Source organism: Micromonospora sp. M51 (genome assembly GCF_018070305.1).
GTDB lineage: Bacteria > Actinomycetota > Actinomycetes > Mycobacteriales > Micromonosporaceae > Micromonospora > Micromonospora parva.
In genome coordinates, this window is record NZ_JAGPXZ010000616.1 from 1 (window position 1) to 3790 (window position 3790).

Sequence of the window (3790 nt, forward strand, 5' to 3'; positions counted from 1 at the left end):
GTCCAGGCCCATGGCGGCTCGGCGTACGCCCTCGCGCTGGGCGGCCAGGCGGCGTTGCGCCTCCCGGCGGGCCGCTGCCCGGCGGGCCTGCTCCCGGCGCACCTCGGCCTGCCGGGCGGCCAGCCAGGCGGCCTCCCGGGCGCGGGCCCGGCGGCGGCGACGCCCGGCGAGGGCCTGACCTCGCAGGTGGACGACGTACAGGGCCAGGAGCAGGAAGGTGACCCCGAAGCCGACCCAGAACCCGGGGCTGACGAACAGCACGCCGATCAGCACGACGACGTTGAGGAGCAGCAGGGCGGCGAGCACCCGGCGACGCCGGTACACGGCGGGGGTGTGCTGTCGGCGCGGCGGTGGCCGGCGTCGGGATCGCTTCGGCGCGGGCGGTACGGACCGCAGCCGCCCGGAGCGACGGGCGGCCGGCGGCGCGGAGACCGGCGCACCCAACGTGCCGGTAGTCGCATCCTCGCTGAGGGTGACGACGAGTGAGCGCGGCGGGTGGACGGGTCGCCGTCCCGGCACAGTGCGGCGCCGTCGGCGGCGCTGGAGCACCCGCGCCGTCGACTGCGCCCGCTCCGCCACCAGCCGCTCGGTGGCGTCGTACCGGCGAACCAGCGCCGGGGCCAGGGCGAGCAGACCGGCGGCGGCGAGGACGGCGAGGAGCACCGAGGTCGGCACCCTCACCCCTCCCGTCACCGAATTCGAAGCAACCGTCATCCGACCGCAGGATCTTCCACCAATCACGCGTGGGCGCGTGGATCGTCCGGCCGGGGAGCGCTTGCCGCAGCTTGCAGTTACTTGAGGTTACGGCGCGCCGACCGGGATGCCACCGCGCCGCGCCGATCCCGTCCGTGGGACGAGTGGGAGGATGTGGCGAAATCCTCCTACCCCGCGTTGGCGCGTACCCGGTGCCAGCGGGCCAGCAGGCCACCTTCGGCGGCGATCTCCTCACTCGTCATCGCGTACCCGATGTGGTCCCGCCACGCGCCGTCGATGTGCATGTAGCGCACGTGGTACGACTCCTCGCGGAAGCCCAACTTCTCCACCACCCGCCGGGACGGTTTGTTCTCCGGACGGATGTTGACCTCCACCCGGTGCAGCCCACCCGGGCCGAACGCGTGGTCCACGGCGAGCGCGAGCGCCGTCGGGATCACCCCCCGTCCGGCCACCCGCGCGTCCACCCAGTAGCCGACGTAGCCGGAGCAGAGGGCCCGCCGCACGATGCTGCCCACGTTGATGTGCCCGACCAGCCGGTCCCGGTCGCCCTCGCGCAGGCAGACCGCGAACGGCATGCCCTCACCCTCGCGGGCCGAACGCCGCTGGTCACGGTGCACCCAACGGAACGCGGCCGGCGAGTTCATCTCGTCCCAACTGCCGGGCAGCGAGGACTCCCAGGGCGCCAACCAGGCCCGGTTGGCGCGCCGTACCTCCGACCATGCGGCCGCGTCGGAGCGCCGGTAGGGCCGCAGCAGCACCGGGCCGTCGGCCAACTCCACCGGCCAGCCCGGCGACCGCGCGGGTCCGAAGAGACTCACCCGCACAGTCTCCCGCGCGGGACCGTGTCCCGCGCAAGTGGCCCCACCGGGCCGCGCACACCCACCGCTACGGCCCGACGGTCGCGCGCCCGGTGACCACCGGGTCGACGGACCGGCCGGGAGACCTCACCGGCGGCGGTCCAGCAGCAGGACGTCCACCGTGGAGCCGGCCGCGGCCGTGGTGACCCGCTCGCCGAGCACCAGCAGCCCGTTCGCCTCGGCCAACCCGGAGAGGGTGAACGGGCCGCCGCTGAGCGGCTGGACCGTGTACCCGCCACCGCGTCGCTCGGCGACGTGCGCCGGCCGGAACTCGCGCAGCCCCGCCGGCGACGACACGGTCTCCAGCAGGTGCGCCCGCACGCTGGGCCGGAACACCGGCTCGGCCCCGGCGAGCAGTTGGATGGCGGGACGGGCCAGCACCTCGAAGCCGATCAGCGCGGCGCCGGGGTCACCGGGCAGGCAGACCACCGGCACCTCCTCGGCGCCGACAGTGCCGAACCCGAGCGCGGTGCCGGGGTAGAGCGCCACGTCGGTGAAGGTGACCGGCCCGGCCCGGCCGCCCTCGCGGCGGGACAGGATCCGGCGCACCATGTCCCCGGGGCCGGTGCCGGTGCCCCCGGTGGTGATGATCAGGTCGGCGCGCAGCGTCTGGTCCTCCAGCAGCCCGCGCAGCCCCTCCGGGTCGTCGTCGCAGATCCCCACCCGGTACGCCAGTGCGCCCACCTCGGCCGCCGCGGCGGTCAGCGCGTGCGAGTTCGCGTCCACCACCTGACCGGGCTGGCTGCCCCGGCCCACGTCGACGAGTTCGTCACCGGTGGCCACGATGACCACCCGTGGGCTGGGCCGGACCACCACGTGCCCGATGCCGGTCGCCGCGAAGACCGCGACCAGGGCCGGGGACACGTAGGTGCCGGCCCGGGCGAGCAGGGTGCCGGCGGGCAGTTCCTCACCGGCGCGGCGTACCCCGTACCCCCGTTTGGGGGTGCGGAAGATCTCCACCGCGGCCATGCCCTGGTCGGTCCACTCCACCGGGACCACGACGTCCGCGGCGACCGGCAGTGGCGCCCCGGCGGCCACCGAGAAGCACGAGCCGGGGGTGAGACGGACCGGCCGCCAGCTCGCCGCGCCGAGATCGCCGACCACGTTGAGCCGGATGGTGCGACCACCGGGCGTGCCGGAGGGGGCCGGGACGTAGCTCGGCCCCCGACCCCCTCCGGAAATGTCCTCCCAGCGCGCGGCGTAGCCGTCCACCGCCGCCTGGTCGAAGGCAGGGAAGGCGTGCGGCGCGACGACGTCCTCGGCGAGGACGTTGCCGTGCGCCTGGGTGAGGTCGAGGTCGAGTGGTGGCAGCGCGCGCAACCTGCGCAGCACGCTGCCCAGGTAGTCGGCGAGCGGCGTCAACTCGTTCGCGGCCGCCTCGGCGTCGGCCGTCGCGGTCATGTACCAGATCCGCCTGCCGCGTCGGCCTTGACGAACTCGGCCAGCCAGGACCGGAACTCGGTGCCCAGGTCGTCGCGCTCGGCGGCGATCTGCACCACCGTCTGGAGGTAGCCCAGCGGCATGCCGGTGTCGTAGCGGGTGCCCCGGTAGACGATCGCGTGCACCGGGGTGCCCTCGCTGCGCAGCAGCTCCATCGCGTCGGTCAGCTGGATCTCGCCGCCGCTGCCCGGCTTGGTCCGCCGGATCGCGTCGAAGATCGTGCCCGGCAACACGTAGCGGCCGAGCACCGCGAGGTTGCTCGGGGCGTCCTCCGGCTGTGGCTTCTCCACCATCCCGGTCACCTTGACGACCTCACCGATGTCGGTGAGCTCCGACTCCGCCGGCTCGACGGAGGCGATCCCGTACCGCTTGGTCTCGGCCGGGTCGACCTCGAAGAAGGCGAGCACCACACCGCCGGTGCGGGCCTGCAACTCGATCATCGCCGGCAGCAGCGGCTCCGACGGCTTCACGAACTCGTCGCCGAGCAGCACCGCGAAGGGCTGGTCACCGACGTGCGACTCGGCGTACCCGACGGCGTGGCCGAGCCCGAGCTGCTCGGGCTGCCGCACCGTGTAGATCTCGGCCAGCTCGCTGGGCCGACGCACGGCCGCCAGCCGCTCGGAGTCGCCCTTCTCCTCCAGCCTGGCCTCCAGGTCCGGACGACGGTCGAAGTGGTCCACCATCGACGTCTTACCCCGGCCGGTGATCAGCAACACGTCGTTGATGCCGGCCTGCGTAGCCTCCTCGACGATGTACTGCAACACCGGCCGGTCCACCAC

Annotated in this window: 4 protein-coding genes; all 4 read right to left on the reverse strand. The window is 74.2% G+C overall.

All coding sequences use genetic code 11. The features are described 5' to 3' along the window. A partial coding sequence (locus KBX53_RS25600; RefSeq protein ID WP_210862074.1) for a hypothetical protein occupies nt 1-675 on the reverse strand: 675 nt, incomplete at its 3' end. A 206-nt stretch (nt 676-881) separates the two neighbouring features. Then, entirely contained in the window at nt 882-1532 is a 651-nt protein-coding gene (locus KBX53_RS25605) for a GNAT family N-acetyltransferase (protein ID WP_030329148.1), read from the reverse strand. Nucleotides 1533-1658: 126 nt separating this feature from the next. Beyond that, nucleotides 1659-2972: a gephyrin-like molybdotransferase Glp gene (glp, locus tag KBX53_RS25610; protein WP_030329151.1), complete on the reverse strand. Its 1314-nt coding sequence runs from the start codon at nt 2970-2972 to the stop codon at nt 1659-1661. Beyond that, a partial coding sequence (locus tag KBX53_RS25615; RefSeq protein WP_210862077.1) for a UTP--glucose-1-phosphate uridylyltransferase occupies nt 2969-3790 on the reverse strand: 822 nt, incomplete at its 5' end. The genes KBX53_RS25615 and glp, both read right to left, overlap by 4 nt.